This is a genomic window from Streptomyces sp. NPDC048416, assembly GCF_043200435.1.
Classification (GTDB): domain Bacteria; phylum Actinomycetota; class Actinomycetes; order Streptomycetales; family Streptomycetaceae; genus Streptomyces.
Map to the genome: position 1 here is coordinate 119,820 of NZ_JBICXU010000005.1, position 18,612 is coordinate 138,431.

General features: G+C 70.3%; 11 protein-coding genes. 8 read left to right on the top strand and 3 right to left on the bottom strand.

Annotation, left to right across the window (positions count from 1 at the left end; translation table 11 throughout):
- The first annotated feature begins 54 nt into the window (after window positions 1–54).
- The gene (locus tag ACGFW5_RS08850) at window positions 55–1,047 is read left to right on the top strand and encodes an ABC transporter substrate-binding protein (protein ID WP_393833696.1); all 993 of its coding nucleotides are present in this window, start codon (window positions 55–57) and stop codon (window positions 1,045–1,047) included.
- A 39-nt stretch (window positions 1,048–1,086) separates the two neighbouring features.
- Here ACGFW5_RS08850 and ACGFW5_RS08855 read toward each other — a convergent pair whose 3' ends face one another.
- Window positions 1,087–1,764, bottom strand: a complete 678-nt coding sequence (locus ACGFW5_RS08855) for a response regulator (RefSeq protein ID WP_393833488.1) — start codon at window positions 1,762–1,764, stop codon at window positions 1,087–1,089.
- Window positions 1,761–3,494: an ATP-binding protein gene (locus tag ACGFW5_RS08860; protein ID WP_393833489.1), complete on the bottom strand. Its 1,734-nt coding sequence runs from the start codon at window positions 3,492–3,494 to the stop codon at window positions 1,761–1,763. The genes ACGFW5_RS08855 and ACGFW5_RS08860 overlap by 4 nt, the downstream gene beginning before the upstream one ends.
- 385 nt (window positions 3,495–3,879) lie before the next feature.
- Between ACGFW5_RS08860 and ACGFW5_RS08865 the strand changes: the two genes are divergently transcribed.
- From ACGFW5_RS08865 to ACGFW5_RS08895, 7 genes are all read left to right on the top strand, one after another.
- The gene (locus tag ACGFW5_RS08865) at window positions 3,880–8,193 is read left to right on the top strand and encodes a discoidin domain-containing protein (RefSeq protein WP_393833490.1); all 4,314 of its coding nucleotides are present in this window, start codon (window positions 3,880–3,882) and stop codon (window positions 8,191–8,193) included.
- Between the two features lie 176 nt (window positions 8,194–8,369).
- Window positions 8,370–9,377, top strand: coding sequence for a LacI family DNA-binding transcriptional regulator (locus tag ACGFW5_RS08870; RefSeq protein WP_393833491.1), 1,008 nt, complete (start codon window positions 8,370–8,372; stop codon window positions 9,375–9,377).
- A 211-nt stretch (window positions 9,378–9,588) separates the two neighbouring features.
- Window positions 9,589–11,013, top strand: a complete 1,425-nt coding sequence (locus tag ACGFW5_RS08875) for an extracellular solute-binding protein (RefSeq protein WP_393833492.1) — start codon at window positions 9,589–9,591, stop codon at window positions 11,011–11,013.
- Window positions 11,014–11,081: 68 nt separating this feature from the next.
- Window positions 11,082–12,029 (top strand): carbohydrate ABC transporter permease, encoded by a 948-nt coding sequence (locus ACGFW5_RS08880; RefSeq protein ID WP_393833493.1) that lies wholly within the window; start codon window positions 11,082–11,084, stop codon window positions 12,027–12,029.
- A gap of 20 nt (window positions 12,030–12,049) precedes the next feature.
- Window positions 12,050–12,925, top strand: a complete 876-nt coding sequence (locus ACGFW5_RS08885; RefSeq protein WP_393833494.1) for a carbohydrate ABC transporter permease — start codon at window positions 12,050–12,052, stop codon at window positions 12,923–12,925.
- Window positions 12,926–12,972: 47 nt separating this feature from the next.
- Window positions 12,973–14,610, top strand: a complete 1,638-nt coding sequence (locus tag ACGFW5_RS08890; protein WP_393833495.1) for a glycoside hydrolase family 13 protein — start codon at window positions 12,973–12,975, stop codon at window positions 14,608–14,610.
- Between the two features lie 63 nt (window positions 14,611–14,673).
- Window positions 14,674–17,166 carry a discoidin domain-containing protein gene (locus ACGFW5_RS08895; RefSeq protein ID WP_393833496.1) on the top strand — a complete coding sequence of 831 codons (2,493 nt, stop codon included), beginning with the start codon at window positions 14,674–14,676 and terminating at the stop codon, window positions 17,164–17,166.
- A gap of 145 nt (window positions 17,167–17,311) precedes the next feature.
- Here ACGFW5_RS08895 and ACGFW5_RS08900 read toward each other — a convergent pair whose 3' ends face one another.
- Window positions 17,312–18,553, bottom strand: coding sequence for a citrate/2-methylcitrate synthase (locus ACGFW5_RS08900; protein WP_393833497.1), 1,242 nt, complete (start codon window positions 18,551–18,553; stop codon window positions 17,312–17,314).
- Between the last annotated feature and the right edge of the window lie 59 nt (window positions 18,554–18,612).

The following is an 18,612-nucleotide window of genomic DNA, read 5'->3' on the forward strand; positions in this document are numbered from 1 at the left end:
AGACTGCCGTCGCCGTCGGCCCTTCTCGCGGGCGGGCTCTCCGTCGCCCTGCTCATGACGCTCTCCGGATGCGGGGGCGACTCCGCCTCGGATGCCAAGAGCGCGTCGGGGCAGGCCAGGATCAAGGTGATGGTCGGCGGCCTCGACAAGGTCATCTACCTGCCCGCGATGCTGACCCAGCGGCTCGGCTACTTCAAAACCGAGGGCCTGGACGTGGAGTTGCTGACCGAGCCTGCCGGGGTGCAGGCCGAGACCGCGCTGATCTCCGGCGACGTCCAGGGCGCGGTCGGCTTCTACGACCACACCCTCGACCTCCAGGTCAAGGGCAAGAAGGTGGAGTCGGTGGTGCAGTTCTCGCACGCGCCGGGCGAGGTGGAGATCGTCTCCAACCAGGCCGCCGCGACCATCAGGTCGCCCAAGGACTTCAAGGGCAAGAAGCTGGGAGTCACCGGGCTCGGTTCGTCGACGGACTTCCTCACCAAGTACCTCGCCGTACGGGACGGCGTGGCCACGAGCGAGTTCACGCCCGTGGCGGTGGGCGCGGGACAGACGTTCATCGCCGCGCTGAAGCAGGGCTCCGTCCAGGCCGGCATGACCACCGACCCGACCGTGGCCGCGCTCGTGGACCAGAAGCTCGGCCAGGTCCTGATCGACATGCGCACGCCGGAAGGTTCGCAGCAGGCCCTCGGCGGGCCGTATCCCTCCTCCAGTCTGTACATGAACACGCAGTGGGTGAACCGCCATCGGCAGACGGCGCAGAAGCTGGTGAACGCCCTGGTGAAGACCCTGCGTTGGATGTCCACGCACAGCGCGGAAGAGATCGCGGCGACGATGCCGGCGGACTACGGGCAGGGCGGCAAGGCGCTCTACGCGCAGGCGATCAAGAGCACGCTGCCGATGTTCACCAAGGACGGCGTCATGCCCGCGAACGGTCCCGAGACGGTCGAGCGGGTGCTCAAGGCGTTCAACCCCAATCTCAAATCGGCGAAGGTCGATCTGTCGCAGACCTTCACGACGGAGTTTGTGAAGAAGGCGCCCCAGGCCTGACCCGCCGCCCCGGGGGACGGCGAGGTACGAGCCCGTCTTCTACAGCGAGGCCGCCCACTCGTAGCGGTGCTCGGGGCGGCCGGTCTCGCCGTAGCGCAGGCCGAGCCGCACCCGTCCGGCCCGTTCGAGCAGCTTCAGATAGCGCTGGGCGGTCTGGCGGCTCACCCCGGCCCGCTCCGCGATCTCCTGCGCCGAGAGCGGGCCTTCGGCCGCCTTCAGAACCCTGCGCAGCAGGTCGGCGGTGGTGGGGGAGTGGCCCTTGGGAAGGTCGGGCTCGGCGGAGACGGACAGCGCCCCGAAGATCCGGTCCACTTCCGCCTGCTCGGCCTCGCCCCCGCCGTCCAGGGTGCGGCGCAGCACGGCGTACGCCTCCAGCTTGGTGCGCAGCCCCGCGAAGTTGAAGGGTTTGACCAGGTACTGGAGCGCGCCCTGGCGCATCGCCGCCTGGACGGTGGTGACATCGCGGGCCGCCGTCACCATGATCACGTCCGTGTGGTGGCCGAGCCTGCGCAGCTCCCGCACGAAGGCGAGGCCGTTGTCGTCCGGGAGATAGTGGTCGAGCAGCACCAGATCCACCGGCTGCTCGACGATCCGGGCGAGTGCCTGCGCGGCGGAATGCGCCTGCGCCACCACCCGGAAGCCGGGAACCTTCGCGGTGTACGCGGCATTGATGTCGGCGACCCGGGGATCGTCGTCCACGACCAGTACGTCGATCATCGCGCCTCCTCCACGGCCCTGCGCCGGTGCGGATCATCCTCGGCGCCGGGGTCGGTTTTCCCGCCCGGCGCCCCGGCCGGGTCCCCGTGCCCGCCCTGGGCGGAGCCAGGCGCCTCGCTCAACGCATCGGGCAGGACGACGGTGAACTCGGCCCCGCCGTCCGGCCCCGTATCGACCCGCGCATGGCCGCCCATCCGTTCCGCGAAGCGCCCGACCAGCGCGAGCCCCAGCCCCCGCTTGCCGTGCGCGGGCGGTTCCTTGGTCGTCCAGCCTTCGGTGAAGACCAGCTCACGCAGCTCCCCGGGGATGCCGGGGCCGTTGTCACGGACCCGTACGACGACGGTACGTCCCTCGGCGCGCAGCTCCACCTCCACCGCGGCGCCGGGCGAGCCGGCTGTCGCGTCGAGCGCGTTGTCGACGAGGTTGCCGGTGACCGTGACCAGGCCGCGCGGGTCGACGAGCCGGTCCGGCAGGAGCGTGGCCGGGGACAGGCTCAGGGCCACCGCGCGTTCGGCGGCGACCGTCGCCTTTCCGACCAGGACGGCGGCGAGCAGCGGGTCCCTGACCTTCTCGGTGACCTGCTCGGCGGTGGCCCGGCGCACCCCGACCACCTCGGTGATGAACTCGACGGCCTCCTCGTACAGCTCCAGTTCGAGCAGGCCGAGCAGGGTGTGCAGCCGGTTGGCGTGCTCATGGTCCTGGGCGCGCAGGGCGTCGATCAGACCGCGCGTCGAGTCGAGCTCGCGCCCCAGACGCTCCAGCTCGGTGCGGTCACGCAGCGTGGCCACGGCGCCGCCGTCCTCGGTCGGCATCCGGTTGGCGACCAGGACACGGTGGCCGCGCACCGTCAGGAGGTCGGTTCCTTCGACCCGGCCGGTCAGCACCTCGGTCGTACGGCCCGCGCCCAGCACGTCGTCAAGTGCCCGGCCCGTGGCCTCCGGTCCGACGCCCAGCAGCCGCTGCGCCTCGTCGTTGAGGAGTCTGATCCGGCCGCCCCGGTCGAGTGCGACCACCCCTTCACGGATGGAGTGGAGCATGGCCTCGCGCTCGGCGAGCAGCCCGGAGATGTCGGAGAAGGCCAGGTCGCGGGTCTGGCGCTGGATGCGCCGCGCGATGAGGAACGCGGCGAGCGCGCCCACCGCGAGCGCGCCGCCCGCGTAGGCGAGCAGGCCCGGGATCGCGTGCAGGAGCCTGGCCCGCACGCTGTCGTACTCGATGCCCACCGAGACGGCGCCGACGATCCGGCCGCCCGCGTCGCGCAGCGGGACCTTGCCCCGGGCCGAGCGGCCCAGGGTGCCGCTGTCGATCTCCATGACGTCGTGGCCCGCGAGGGCATCCTCGGGGTCGGTGGAGACGACCTGGCCGATCTCGCCGGGTTCGGGGTGCGACCAGCGCACCCCCCGGGTGTCCATGACGACCACGTACTCGGCGTGCGTCGCCAGCCTGACGCGTTCCGCCTCCGCCTGCACCGGTCCGTCGGCGGACGGCCGGGAGGCCACCAGGTCGCCGGCGAGGTGCGGCTCGGCAGCGGTGGCCGCGGCGATCGCGAGCGCGCGGCGCATGGCCTGGTCGTCGAGCTGGGCGCCGAGCGGAGCGAGGAAGAGGCCCGTCGCGAGCACGGCGACGCCCGCCGCGATGGCCAGCTGCATGAGCAGGACCTGGGAGAAGACCCGCCGTGGCCAGCCCAGCCTGCGACGCCGGGGAGCGGTCCGGGTCGGTGGGGCGGTCATGGATAGGCACGTTAGACGGCCGAAGTCGCTTCCCGAAATCCCCGTGGGATCACAGTGCGGTCTCCGTGAAAGCCCCCGGCGCCCGACACAGGACCGGAGCGATCGACGAAAAGGCCCGGAACGAACGATGAAATTCGCTTGCGTTGTTTGCGGATAACTTGCGGGCGTCTGTCGTGCTGCCGGGAAAGCCGCAGCACGCGCCGGTGACGGGGAAGAAAGCGATCGTTCCGGTCCACCGCACGGCGCCCGGCGCCATGGTGACGGGGCCGCAGGAGGGATGGACGCCTCGCCACATCTCTGCAACTCTCTCACCGCTCGACGCAAAATTCTTTGATTCTCCCCGCAAATCCATCCGGTAGCACTCCGTCGCGCAGATCGGGGACCCATGAGAACGCACCGTTGGAGATGGCGCACGCGGATGAGGGTGCTCGCCGCGGTTCTCGCCACCAGCCTGTTCATGATCGGTTGGCCCGCCCTCACCGCCACCGCCTCCGCGGCGGCCGCCCCCGACCTCGCCGCGGGGAAGCCCGCCTCGGCATCCGGGGCGAACGGACCGTACGCGGCCAAGAACGTCACGGACGGCGACCAGTCCACCTACTGGGAGAGCGCGGGCAGCGCGTTCCCGCAGTGGGTCCAGACCGATCTGGGCGCCACCCGCACGATCGGCGAGGTCGTCCTGAGGCTCCCCGCCTCCTGGGACGACCGCAAGGAGACCCTGTCCGTGCAGGGCAGCGCGGACGGCACGGCCTTCAGCACGCTGGTGGGCTCCGCCGCGTACGGCTTCGCGCAGGGCTCGGACAACACGGTGCGGATAGGGTTCGCCGCCTCGCGGACCCGCTTCGTACGGATCGAGATCACCGCGAACACCGGCTGGCCTGCGGCCCAGCTCTCCGCGCTCGAAGTGCACGCGGCCGACGGATCGGGCAGCGCCAACCTCGCCCTCGGCAAGACCCTGACCGCGAGCAGCCACACCCAGACCTACACCGCCGACCACGCCAACGACGGGGACAGGGCGAGCTACTGGGAGAGCGCCAACAACGCCTTCCCGCAGTGGATCCAGGCCGACCTCGGCGCCACCGTGCCCGTCGACAAGGTGGTGCTCGAACTGCCCGACGGCTGGGGAGCCCGCACCCAGACCCTCACGATCCAGGGCAGCACCAACGGGAGCGACTTCACGGATCTGACCGCGTCCCAGGGGTACGCGTTCACCGCGGCCAACGGCCTCACCGTGCCGATCCCCTTCGACGCGGCCACGACCCGTTTTGTCCGGGTGCTCATCACCAACAACACCGCGCAGCCCGGCGGGCAGCTCTCCGAGCTGGAGATCTACGGCCCGGCGACCGGCGACACCGAGCCGCCGTCCGCGCCGAAAAATGTGGCCTACACCGAGCCCGCCTCCGGCCAGATCCGGCTGACCTGGGACGCGGCCACCGACAACACCGCCGTCACCGGGTACGACGTGTACGCCAATGGTGAGCTGCGCACCAGCGTGGCCGGCAACGTCACCGCGTACACCGACAGCCGGCCCGCCGACGCCACGGTCGCCTACTACGTGCGGGCCAAGGACGCCGCCGGCAACCAGTCGCCCAACAGCAACACCGTGACACGCAAGGGCAGTTCGGGTGACACCCAGGCGCCCACCGCGCCCGCGAACCTGACCTGCACCGAGCCGGCCGCCGGGCAGATCGAGCTGACCTGGGCGGCTTCCACCGACAACGTGGGCGTCAGTGGGTACGACATCTACGCCGACCAGCAGCTGCTCAGGAGTGTGGGCGGCGATGTCACCACCTACACCGACAGCCGGCCGGTCACGGCGACCGTCTCCTACTACGTGCGGGCCAAGGACGCGGCGGGCAACCAGTCGCCCAACAGCAACACCGTGACACGCAACGGCAGTTCGGGCGGCAACGGATCCAACCTGGCCGTGGGCAAGGCCATCACGGCGTCCTCCTCCACGTTCACCTTCGTCGCCGCGAACGCCAACGACAACGACACGGCGACCTATTGGGAGAGCGCGGCGGGCGGCTATCCGAGCACCCTCACCGTCAAGCTCGGCGCCAACGCGGACACCAGCGCCGTGATCCTCAAGCTCAACCCGTCGGGCGGCTGGGGCACCCGTACCCAGAACATCGCGGTGCTCGGGCGTGAGCAGAGCGCTTCCTCGTACACCCCCCTGATCGCGGCGAAGGACTACACCTTCGACCCGGCGAACGGGAACACGGTGTCGATCCCGCTCGCGGCGCGCGTCGCCGACGTCCAGCTGAAGTTCACCTCCAACACCGGTGCGACGGGCGGCCAGATCGCCGAGTTCCAGGTCGTCGGGGTGCCCGCGCCCAACCCCGACCTGGAGGTCACCGCCCTTTCGGCGGCCCCGTCGACGCCGGTCGAGTCGGATGCCGTCAGCCTCACGGCGACCGTGCACAACAAGGGGAACAGTGCCGCGCCGGCCACCACCGTCGCTTTCCAGCTCGGCGGCTCCAAGGCGGCCACCGCCACCGTCCCCGCCCTCGCGGCCGGGGCCACCCAGGCGGTGAGCGCGTCGATCGGCACCCACGACGCGGGAACCTATCCGCTCGGCGCGGTCGTTGATCCGGACAACACCGTCATCGAACAGAACGACACCAACAACAGCTTCACGGGCAGCCCGCTGGTCATCAAGCCGGTCGACTCCTGCGACCTGATCGCCTCCAGGATCGCCTGGTCGCCGAGCGCCCCCTCGGCCGGCCAGAGCGTCACCTTCTCCGTGACGCTGAAGAACCAGGGCACCGTGGCCTCGGCCGGCGGCAGCCACGGCATCACGCTGACCCTGCTCGACGACAAGGGCGCCACGGTGAAGACCCTCACCGGGGCCTACAGCGGGACGCTCGACGCGGGCGCCACCGCACCCCCGGTGAACCTCGGCAGCTGGACGGCGGCCAACGGCAAGTACACGGCGAAGGTGGTGATAGCGGACGACGCCAACGAACTCCCGGTCAAGCGCGCCAACAACACGAGCCGGCAGGCGTTCTACGTCGGGCGCGGCGCCAACATGCCGTACGACACCTATGAGGCGGAGGACGGTGTGACGGGCGGCGGCGCCCAGGTCGTCGGGCCCAACCGGACCATCGGCGACCTCGCGGGCGAGGCCTCCGGCCGCAAGGCCGTCACGCTCAACTCCACCGGAAACTATGTGCAGTTCACCACGCGCGCCGACGCCAACAGCCTGGTGACGCGCTTCTCCATACCGGACGCGGCAGGCGGCGGCGGCACCAGCGCGAGCCTGGACATCTATGTCGACGGTGTCTTGCGCAAAGCCATCGACCTGAGCTCGAAGTACATGTGGCAGTACGGCGCCGAGGCGAGCCCCAACAACTCGCCGGGCTCCGGCGGACCGCGTCACATCTACGACGAGGCCAACGTCCTGCTCGGCGACACCGTGAAGGCAGGCAGCACCATCCGCCTCCAGAAGGACACCGCGAACACCTCCACGTACGCCATCGACTTCATCGACCTGGAACAGGTCGGCCAGCTCCCCAACCCCGACCCTGCGGCCTACGTCGTGCCCGCCGGCACCGCGCAGCAGGACGTGCAGAACGCCCTGGACACCGTCCGGATGGACACCACCGGCAAGCTCGTCGGCGTCTATCTGCCGCCCGGCACCTACACCACGAGCAACAAATTCCAGGTCTACGGCAAGGCCGTGAAGCTGGTCGGCGCGGGCCCCTGGTTCAGCCGCTTCGTCACGCCGCCCGACCAGGAGAACACCGACGCCGGCTTCGACGTACAGGCCTCCGCCAACGGCTCCTCCTTCACCGGATTCGGCTTCTTCGGCAACTACACCTCGCGCAACGACGGCCCCGGCAAGGTCTTCAACTTCGCGAACGTCGCCGACATGACGATCGACAACGTGTGGGTCGAGCACATGATGTGCCTGTACTGGGGCACCAACACCGACCACATCACCATCAAGAACTCCCGGGTCCGCGACCTGTACGCGGACGGGATCAACCTGACCCACGGCAGCAGCGACAACACCATCAGCAATGTGGAGGCCCGCTCCACCGGGGACGACAGCTTCGCGCTGTTCCCGGCGACCGACATCACCGACGCCGACGAGACCGGCAACGTCTTCGAGAACCTGAGCGCGCTGCTGACCTGGCGAGCCGCCGGATTCGCCGTGTACGGGGGCACCGCCAACACCTTCCGGAACCTGTACGCGGCCGACATGCTGACGTATCCCGGACTGACCATCGGCACGCTGAAGTTCGGCGCGATCCCCGCCCTCGGCTTCGGGACGGATCCCACGGACTTCCAGGGCATCTCCCTGGTGCGCTCCGGCGGCCACTTCTGGGGCGCGCAGGCGTTCGGCGCGCTGTGGATGTACTCGGCCGAGTACGTGTTCCAGGGGATCCGGATCAGCGACCTCGACATCACCGATCCGACGTACTCCGGGATCATGTTCCAGACGAAGTACAACGGCAGCACGCCGCTGAATCCGATCAAGGACAGCGTGCTCACCAACGTGAGCATCAGCGGGGCGAAGAAGAGCGGGGACGCGTTCGACGCCAAGTCCGGCATCGGCATCTGGGCCAATGAGCTGCCCGAGCCCGGGCAGGGTCCGGCCGTCGGCGAGGTCACCTTCAACAACCTCAAGCTGAGCGGCAACGCCCAGGACATCAGGAACACCACCTCCACCTTCACGATCGACACCAGCTCGTAGCCGACACCATCCACTAGCCGACAGCACCCCGTAGCCGACAGCACCCCGTAGCAGGGAGCCGCGCGACGCCGCCCCGGGTCTCCCCGGGGCGGCGTCCGCACGTCCGCGTGGGAGCGCCCCAGCAACGCAAGCGGCTTGCGCAAGCGGCTTGCATGGCTTGCGCTAGTCTTGCGCTCATGACGCGACGACTTGCTCAGGTGGCGAAGAAGGTTGGAGTCAGCGAGGCCACGGTCAGCCGGGTGCTCAACGGCAAACCGGGAGTCTCCCCGTCCACCCGGCAGGCCGTGCTCACGGCGCTCGACGTGCTCGGCTACGAGCGCCCGACCCAGCTGCGCGGCGAACGGGCCCGCCTGGTCGGCCTGGTCCTGCCCGAGCTCCAGAACCCCATCTTCCCGGCGTTCGCCGAGGTCATCGGCGGGGCGCTCGCCCAGCAGGGGCTCACCCCCGTCCTGTGCACACAGACCAAGGGCGGCGTCTCGGAGGCCGACTACGTCGATCTGCTCCTTCAGCAGCAGGTCTCCGGGGTGGTCTTCGCGGGCGGCCTCTTCGCGCAGAGGGAGGCTCCGCACGGGCATTACCAGCAGCTCGCGGACCGCAAGGTCCCGGTCGTGCTCATCAACGCCGCCATCGACCACCTCGACTTCCCCGTCGTCGCCTGCGACGACGCGGTGGCGATGGAACAGGCCTGGCGCCACCTGGCATCGCTCGGTCACCGGCGCATCGGCCTGGTGCTCGGGCCGCCCGACCACGTGCCCTCGCTGCGCAAGCTGGAGGCGGCCCGCGCCCTGGCCGCGGCGGCCGGCGCCGACTTCGCCGAGGACCGTGTCGAGCGCGCGATGTTCTCCCTTGAGGGCGGTCAGGCCGCCACCTCGCGCCTGCTGGAGCGCGGCGTCACCGGCATCATCTGCGCCAGCGACCCGCTCGCACTCGGCGCCGTGCGGGCCGCCCGCAGGCGGGGTCTCGACGTGCCGCGCGACGTCTCCGTCGTGGGCTATGACGACTCCGCCTTCATGAACTGCACCGAGCCCCCGCTGACCACCGTGCGCCAGCCCATTGAAGCGATGGGCCGCGCCGCGGTCGAGCTCCTTTCCGCACAGATCCAGGGTGGCGTCGTGCCCCCCGGCGAACTCCTCTTCGAACCGGAGCTCGTGGTGCGGGGGTCGACCGCGCAAGTCCCGCGCTGACCACGTGCGGGGGTACGCCATCCAGCGCGCCGGGCAATTCCGCCCGGCGCGCTGTTGTGTGCATGGGCCGCGATCCCCACGTACAGCACTCTGTCGAAGTTTTACGAAGTCTGCGTGAGATATTGCGCGGTGGCGTCACCGGTGATTGAGTGTGCCGCGCCCCGCTGCCGTCAGCGACGGGCTTCCCCGCTCCTCCCGAAGGGGTCCTTCGATGAGACGCACCTGGTTCCGCCCCGCACGACACGCACACCGCACCGCCGCCACCGCCCTGGCCGGCGCCCTCGCCCTCACCGCCCTCGCCGCCTGCGGAACCAGCAGCAGCGACACGGGAGGCGGCGACAGCAGGCCCGGCGCCGGATCGAGTGACCCCGCGGCCCCGCCCGACCCGAAGACGACGGTGAACCTCACCATCGACTGCATGCCGCCGGCCGCGAAGGCCGCCGAGCTCAAGGAGTGGAAGCAGGACGTCGCCACGTTCAACAAGACGTATCCGAACGTGCACATCCTCGGGAAGTCCACGCCCGGGCAGTGCGAGGAGCCGCCCCGCTTCACCGCCGCCCTGAAGGCGAAGTCCCAACCCGACGTCTTCTACTCCTACTTCACCGACCTCCAGCAGGTCCTGGACAACAACGGCGCCGCCGACATCTCGGCCTACGTCACCGACAGGTCCGTACCGGCGCTGAAGAGCATCGACCCGGCCGTGATGGGGGTGTACAAGAAGGACGGCAAGATGTACGGCCTGCCCACCAGCAATTACCAGATGGGCATCATGATCAACCGGAAGCTGTTCCAGCAGGCCGGGCTCGACCCCGACAAGCCGCCGGCCACCTGGGACGAGGTCCGCGCCGACTCCCGGGCGATAGCCAAGCTCGGCAACGGCACCTACGGCTACGGCGAGTACAGCGCCGAGAACACCGGCGGCTGGCACTTCACCGCCGCGATGTACAGCCTCGGCGGCGACGTGGTGGGCGCCGACGGCAAGGCCGCCTTCGACAACGCCACCGGCCGGCAGGTCCTCCAGCAGCTGCACGACATGCGCTGGAGCGACCAGAGCATGAGCAAGACCCAGCTCCTGAAGTGGGGCGACCTCCAGAAGCAGATCACCGCCGACAAGCTCGGCATGTTCCTGGCCGCGCCCGACGACATCGCGTACATGGTCCAGCAACTGGGCGCGACGTACGAGAACTTCGGCATGGGCCCGATCCCCGGCGCCAAGGCCACCCTCACCGGCGGCAACGGCTACATGATCAAGCAGGGCAGCTCGCCCGACAAGATCAAGGCCGCGATCGCCTGGCTCAACTTCAAGAATCTCTCGCCGGGCAAGGGCCAGTTCGACTGGGCCCGCACCAAGGCCGACCAGCTCCCGGTCGGTGTGCCGCAGCCCAACTTCTTCACCGGTGACGTGAAGGCCGCCGACCTGAAGTCCCGTACCGACAACGCCACCATGCCGGTCGCCAACTTCGCGCCGTACCTCGCGAACCCAGTCCCGGGCAAGGCCGAGCCGCCGAAGGCGCAGGAGGTCTACAAGGTCCTCGACAACGCCATGTCCGCGGTGCTCACCAACAAGGACGCCGACATCACGAAGCTGCTGTCGAGTGCCCAGACGCAGGTCGACCAGGTCCTGGCGAACCAGTAGCGCCTACGGCGGCAGGGGCCGGATCCGCCGGCCCCCTGGCCCCGCCCGCCCCGGAATCAGGAGTGACGATGTCGGCCTCCACACTGCCCCCACGGGAAACGACCCGGCCGCGCCAGGACGCCGTACCGCCCCGGCCGAGCGGATCATTCACCCGGGCGCTGCGGCGCAACCTCACCGCCCACGGCTTCCTCATCGGCGCCGTGCTCTGCTTCGCCTTCTTCTCCTGGTACCCCATGGTCAGGGAGTTCGTGCTCGCCTTCCAGAAGACGAAGGACGGGCGCACCACCTGGGCCGGCTGGTCCAACCTCAGCTACGTCTTCCACGACCCGGCGTTCTGGCAGGCCTGGCGCAACACCCTGCTCTTCACCGGCCTCGCCCTGGTCCTCGGCTTCGTGCTGCCGTTCCTCGTCGCCGTCCTGCTCAACGAACTCCGGCACGGCCAGGGCTACTTGAGGCTCCTCGTCTACCTGCCGGTGATGCTCCCGCCGGTCGCATCGGTGCTGCTCTTCAAGTATTTCTACGACCCCGGACACGGCCTGTTCAACCGGATCTTCGAGCTGTTCGGGCTGCCCGCGCAGCAGTGGCTCCAGTCCACCGACACCGCGATGCTCTCGGTGGTGATCGCGGCGACCTGGATGAACATGGGCAGCGCCACCCTCGTCTACCTCGCCGCCCTCCAGGGCATCCCCGGCGAGCTGTACGAGGCGGCCGAACTCGACGGCGCGGGCCTGCTGCGCAAGATCTGGCATGTCACCGTGCCGCAGACCCGGCTCGTGCTCTCGCTGATGTTCCTGATGCAGATCATCGCGACCATGCAGGTCTTCACCGAGCCGTTCCTGCTCACCAACGGCGCGGGACCCGAGGGCTCCACGACGACCGTGGTCTACCTGATCTACCAGTACGCCTTCAACTTCAACAACTACGGCGGCGCCGCGGCCCTCGGCCTGTGCCTGCTGGTGCTGCTCGCCGGGTTCTCGGCGGCGTACGTGCGCCTGAGCCGAGACAGCGACCAGTAGACCCGGACGGTGGGAAACCCATGTCGACCCGCACACTCATCTCGCCGGCCACCCTCGGCCGCACCCGGGGCAAGGTCGTCTACTGGACCGTGTTCGCCCTCGTGATGGTCCTGTTCACGCTCGTCTTCATCGGGCCGCTGTACTGGATGGCCGTCAACGGGCTGAAATCCACCGAGGAGTTCACCCGGATCCCGCCCACCCTGGTCCCGCACGGCGTGCACACCGAGAACTTCACCCATGCCTGGCGGGTGATGGACTTCGCCAAACTCCTGCTCAACACCCTCTGGTACGCGTTCGGCGCGCTCGCCTTCCAGCTCGTCCTGGACGTGGCCGCCGCCTACTCGCTGTCCAAGCTGCGCCCCGTGTTCGGCAAGGCCGTCCTCGCGATGATGCTGGCCACCCTCATGATCCCGGCCGCCGTGCTCGTCGTGCCGCAGTACCTGACCGTGCTCGACGTGCCGATCTTCCGGCGGAACCTGCTGAACACACCGTGGGCGATCTGGCTGCCGTCCGTCACCAACGCCTTCAACATCTTCCTGCTCAAGCGGTTCTTCGACTCGATCCCGCGTGAGCTCCTGGACGCCGCGTCCATCGACGGCGCCTCACCGCTGCGCACCTTGCGCTCGGTGGTGCTGCCCATCTCCCGGCCGATCCTCGGCGTCGTCTCCATCTTCGCGGTCATCGGCGTCTGGAAGGACTTCCTCTGGCCGATGCTCACGCTGCCCGATCCCAGCAAGCAGACCCTCAACGTGGGCATCTACTCGCTCGCCCAGGGCGTGCCGGAGAACTGGCTCACGGCCGCCCTCGCCATGGCGTCGATTCCCACCCTTCTCATCTTCATCGTGTTCCAGCGCAACATCATGAGCGGCCTCACCGCGGGCGGCCTCAAGGGCTGACGCCTCGCTCCCCGCTCTCCCGCACTCCGCCGCCGGCCCCACCCACCATGCCCCCGCTGATCGACGGGGCCGGCGGCGGAAACCCCCCTGCCCGAAAGGAATCTCACGTGGCAGCCCACGAAAGCGACGACTGGTGGCGCTCGGCCGCCATCTACCAGGTGTACGTACGCAGCTTCGCCGACGGTGACGGCGACGGCACCGGCGACCTCGCGGGCGTCCGGGCCAAGCTGCCCTACCTCGCCGAACTGGGCGTCGACGCCCTGTGGTTCACGCCCTGGTACCTGTCGCCGCTCGCCGACGGCGGCTACGACGTGGCCGACTACCGCGCCATCGACCCGGCGTTCGGCACGATGTCCGAGGCCGAGAAACTGATCGTCGAGGCCCGCGAGCTCGGCATCCGCACCATCGTCGACATCGTGCCGAACCACCTGTCGGACCAGCACACATGGTTCCAGGCGGCTCTGGCGGCCGGCCCCGGCAGCCCCGAACGGAAGCTCTTCCACTTCCGGCCCGGGCGCGGTGAGCACGGCGAACTGCCGCCGAACGCCTGGCCGTCGCAGTTCGCGGGACAGACCTGGACCCGGGTCGAGGACGGCGAGTGGTACCTCCACCTGTTCACCCCCCAACAGCCCGACCTCAACTGGGCCCACCCCCAGGTGCGCAAGGAACACGAGGACGTACTGCGGTTCTGGTTCGAGCGGGGCGTGGCCGGCGTACGCATCGACTCGGCGGCGCTGCTCGCCAAGGACCCCGGGCTGCCCGAATTCGCCGAAGGCGTGGACCCGCACCCGCACCCGTACATCGACCGCGACGAACTCCACGACATCTACCGCTCATGGCGCACGATCGCCGACGAGTACGGGGCGGTGTTCGTGGGCGAGGTGTGGCTGCCCGACAGCGAGCGCTTCGCCCGCTATCTGCGTCCCGACGAACTGCACACCGCCTTCAACTTCACCTTCCTGGCCTGCCCGTGGGACGCCACGCGCCTGCGCGCCGCCATCGACGACACCCTCGCCGAACACGCCCCGGTCGGCGCGCCCGCCACCTGGGTCCTGTGCAACCACGACGTGACCCGCACGGTCACCCGCTACGGCCGCGCGGACACCGGCTTCGACTTCGCCAAGAAGCGCTTCGGCACCCCCACCGACCTGGCGCTCGGCACCCGCAGGGCACGCGCCGCCGCCCTGCTCTCCCTCGCCCTGCCCGGCTCGGTCTACCTCTACCAGGGCGAGGAGCTGGGCCTGCCCGAGGCCGGCATCCCGCTCGACCGCATCGAGGACCCCATGCACTTCCGCTCCGGCGGAGTGGACCCCGGCCGTGACGGCTGCCGCGTCCCGCTGCCCTGGACGGCCGAGCCGTGGGCCACGCCCTGGCTCCCGCAGCCCGCCGACTGGGCCACGTACGCAGCCGACCGCCAAGGCGGCGACCCCTCCTCCATGCTCGCCCTCTACCGCCGTGCCCTGCTGCTGCGCCGCACCCAACCCGGCTTCGGCGACGGCGCGTTGACATGGCTCGAAGCGCCCGAGGGTGTCCTCGCCTTCGCCCGTGAGGGGGGCCTGTGCTGTGTGGTCAACCTCGGGGACGCGCCGGTCCCGCTCCCCACCCATCGCGCGCTCCTGCTCGCGAGTGGCCCCCTCGCCGGCGGGCTGCTCCCCAAGGACACGGCGGTCTGGCTGCGCGCCTGACCCCGTCCGCACCATCCCGCTCCTCCCTCCCATCCCCGCTCCCCCCACGAAAGAGGGTCCCTCATGCGCATGATGAGAGCCGCCCGCGACGCCGTACGCCAGGAGCCACCGCCCCCACCCCCGGACAAGAACGCGTCGGAACACCCCGCTGGGTGTGCGCGCACCGCACCGGCCGGGCGCACCCTGCCCGCCGGGCGGGCCGCCGCCGCGGTCGCCGCGCTCGCCTGTGTCGTCGCGCTCGGCGCGGTGGGGCTCGGCTCCGGCGCCTCGGCGTCGGCCGCCGAATCCGTCCCGCTCTCCCCGCTCGCCGTGGCGGGGCGCGGCGCCGACGTGCCGTTCACCGAGCTGGAGGCGGAGGCCGCCACCACCAACGGCACGGTGATCGGCCCCGACCGCACGTACACCTCGCTGCCCTCCGAGGCGTCGGGCCGCAGCGCGGTGAAGCTGAGCGCGGCTGGACAGTACGTCGAGTTCACCCTCACCCAACCCGCCAACGCCGTGGACATCCGCTACAGCGTCCCGGACAACGCGGCCGGCACCGGCATCAGCGCGCCCGTCGAGCTGAGTTCCGCCGGAGCCAAGCTGAAGGACCTCACCTTCACCTCCAAGTACGGCTGGTTCTACGGCAGTTATCCCTTCCAGAACCAGCCGGGCGACAAGCCGCACCACTTCTACGACGAGACCCGCACCCTCCTGGGCAAGACCCTGCCCGCCGGGTCCAAGGTCCGTGTCACCCTGCCGTCGACCAGTGCGACCCCGTGGGCGGTCGTCGACCTCGCCGACTTCGAGCTGGTCCCGGACCCGGTGGCCCGCCCCGCCGGCTCGCTCTCGGTGGCGGACTACGGCGCCGACGCGAGCGGCGCGGCCGACTCGACCTCCGCCTTCCAGCAGGCCGTCGACGCCGGCAAGGCGCAGGGCAAGGAGGTCTACATCCCCTCGGGCACCTTCAAGCTCACCGACCATGTGGTGGTCGACCAGGTGACGCTGCGCGGAGCCGGCCCCTGGTACTCGGTGCTCACCGGCCGCAGCTCCACCGACCGCACCCGGGCCGCCGGGATCTACGGCAAGTACGTGAGCGGCGGCGGCTACAAGGGCGGGATCCGGCCCTACGAGGCGGGCGGCCCCAGCCGCAAGGTGACCCTCAAGGACTTCGCGCTGATCGGCGAGATCACCGAGCGTGTCGACGAGGACCAGGTCAACGGGATCGGCGGGGCGCTCAGCAACTCCACCGTCGACAACATATGGCTTCAGCACACCAAGGTCGGGGCGTGGATGGACGGCCCCATGGACGACTTCCACATCAAGAACAGCCGGATCCTGGACCAGACGGCCGACGGCGTCAACTTCCACTGGGGGGTGACCCATTCGTCGGTCGAGAACACCTTCCTGCGCAACACCGGCGACGACGGACTCGCCATGTGGTCGGACACCGTGACCGACGCCGACAACACGTTCAAGAACAACACCGTGGTGGCGCCGGTCCTCGCCAACAACATCGCCCTGTACGGAGGCACGGACAACGCGGCGACCGACAACGTGGTCGCGGACACCGTCACCAACGGCGGCGGCCTGCACGTCGGCAACCGGTTCGACGGCGTCAACCCCGGCAGCGGCACCGACGTCAGGGGCACCATCACCCTGGCCCGCAACACCACGATCCGGGCGGGCAACGCCGACCTCGGCTGGCCGTTCCCGATCGGCGCGGTCTGGTTCGACTCCCGCAACAGCACCATGGACAAGGCGACGGTCAACGTCACCGACACCGACATCCTGGACAGCTCCTACGCAGCCATCCACTTCGTGTCCGGCACCACCAAGGGCGTCCACTTCAACAACGTCACCATTGACGGGACCGGCACCTTCGCCCTCCAGTTCAACGACCCCGCCCAGCTCACCATGGCCGGGGTCACCGCGAAGAACCTCGGCTTCTCCGAGCCGGTCTACAGCTGCCTCGGCGGCAACCTCAATCTCACCCAGGGCGCCGGAAACTCCGGCTGGAACAGCAAGCTGCCCGCCACCTACTGCGGCGAGTGGCCCAAGCCCAACTACGACCACGGCGGCGCCACCACACCCCCGAGCAGCCCGCCGCCCACCGGGCCCGGCTCGCCGCCCCCGAGCAGCCCGCCGCCCGCCGACCCCGACCTCGCCAAGGGCCGCCCGGTCACCGAGACCTCGCACACCCAGGTCTACGACGCGGCGAAGGCAGTCGACGGTGACGCCAACACCTACTGGGAGAGCGCCAACAACGCCTTCCCGCAGTCGATCGCCGTGGACCTCGGCTCGGTGCGGGCCGTGGGCACGCTGGTTCTGAAGCTGCCGCCCGCCACCGCGTGGGGCGCCCGCACCCAGACCCTGTCGGTGCTCGGCAGCACCGACAACGGCTCCTACGGGCAGCTCGTGGCGAGCCACGGCTACACCTTCGACCCGGCCACCGGCAACAAGGCGACCATCCCCCTGCCGGCCGGCACCAGCACCCGCCATCTGCGGCTCACGGTCACCGCCAACACGGGCTGGCCGGCCGCGCAGGTCAGCGAGTTCGAGGCGTACGCCCCCTGACGACCTCTGACGAACCCTGACGGCCCTGACCGCCTCTGACGGCGCCTGAGCGTTCCTGACTGCCCGTGCGACCACCCGGCCCGTAGCCGTCGCGCGTACCCGCGCGGCGGTCCGGGCCCTCGCGTTCCGGCGCGGGCCCGGTACGTCAGGCGGGCAGCGGGCGCGGCGGGCGTGGGCCGGTGTAGTGGCCGCTGGGGCGCATGCGCAGCGGCCGCTCGGCGTACTCCTCCAGGGCGTGCGCGAGCCAGCCCGCCGTGCGGGCCACCGCGAACACCGTCTCGCCGGCTTCGGCGGGCATGCCGAACGCGACGCTCATGACGGCGAGCGCCAGGTCGACGTTGGCGTGCAGCGCGGTGTGCCGGGCGGTCGTGTCGACCACGTCGCGCGCCGCGGCCAGCGCGTCCGCCGCCTGCGGGATCGCCCCAAGGAGCGCGAACAGCGCCGTGGCGCGCGGGTCCTCGCCCGGATACAGCCGGTGCCCGAGGCCCGGCACGCGCCGTCCCGAGCGCAGATGGTCGGCGACGACCGGGGCCGCGCCGCCGCGTTCCAGCACCTCCGCCAGGGTGCGGTGGGCCAGGCCGCTGGCGGCGCCGTGCAGCGGCCCCTCCAGGACGCCGAGCCCGGCCGATACGACGGCGTACGGATGGGCGCGCGCGGAGGCGGCGATGCGGGCGGCGAGCGTGGAGGCGGCCAGATCGTGGTCGATGAGCAGCGCGAGTGCCGTGTCCAGCAAGCGAATTGACGCCTCGTCAGGCAGCTGGGACGTCAGGCGCTGCCACAGCTGCCGGGCGAGCCGGCCCTCGCCGCTGCGGTGTTGGCCCACCGTCGGCAGGGCCCCGACCAGCGTCGGGATCAGCATGCGGCCGCAGGCAAGGACCGCGGACGGATCGAGGTCGAAGCGCAGCGGGTCGGCGGCCGCCGTCGCGACCGCGGCGACCCGCAGCCGGTCCATGGAGCTGCTGTGCACGGGCAGCGCGTCCACGGCGAGCCGCGCCGCGTCCAGGAACTGCTGCGGCGCGGTGAAGCGCGAGCCGTGAGCCGGCTCCCCGGTCCACACCCACTCTGCGACGTCCTCGAAGCCGTACGCGGTGGCGAGCTCGACCGCGTCGACGCCACGGAAGTAGTAGCGGTCCTTGTCGATCAGGGTGATGCCGGTACGGAAGCTCAACTCGCCGCTCGCGCCGCTCGCGCCGCCGGTGCCCGGCTCGCGCCGACTGCCGCGCCCGGCCAGCGCGTCGACCTCCCGCGCGTCGAAGGTGGAGCCCCGCCCGCCGGGCGCGCGCTCACTGCTCAGCTGGCCGCGGCTGACGTACGCGTAGACCGTCTCGGGCTTCACGCCGAGCCGCTGCGCCGCCTCGCGGGTGGTGAGCCGTGGTTGTTCCGTCATGGGGTCACCGTATCCATATTGATTGAATCAATGTTGACAGGCCTGACGTCAATCATAGA